Annotated in this window: 1 protein-coding gene; it reads left to right on the forward strand. The window is 49.5% G+C overall.

Annotated elements, in window-relative coordinates; translation table 11 throughout:
* On the forward strand, positions 1-523 hold a 523-nt coding region (locus R7044_RS27895; RefSeq protein ID WP_225456332.1), incomplete at both ends, for a BCCT family transporter.

A 523-nucleotide genomic window follows, 5' to 3' on the forward strand; every position in this document is an offset into this window, starting at 1 on the left:
TATCGGCCCTATTGGCTTTCTTGGTTTGCAAATCAGCTACGCGCTGAACTCATTATTTGGTTTCCCAGATAACTTCATTACCCAAAGCATGGTGATTGTCGCTGCCATCGTGATGTACACGCTTTCGGCGCTAAGTGGCGTAAGCAAAGGCATCCAACTTGTGAGCCGTTACAACATCATCCTGTCGGTACTGCTGATCGGTTACATCCTGTTCTTTGGCCCAACGAGCTTTATTATTGATGGCTATGTGCAAGGCGTAGGCCGCATGGTGGATAACTTTTTCCCGATGGCGCTTTATCGCGGTGACACTGGCTGGTTAAGCTGGTGGACGGTGTTCTTCTGGGGTTGGTTTATTGGTTACGGGCCAATGATGGCAATCTTCATCGCACGTATTTCACGTGGCCGTACAATTCGCCAATTGATTTTGTCCATCAGTATTGCTGCGCCGCTGATCACCTGTTTTTGGTTCAGCATCGTGGGCGGTAGCGGTTTAGCATTCGAGCTCGCGAATCCGGGATTGATC

It is taken from the genome of Vibrio sp. 1402 (assembly GCF_033340275.1).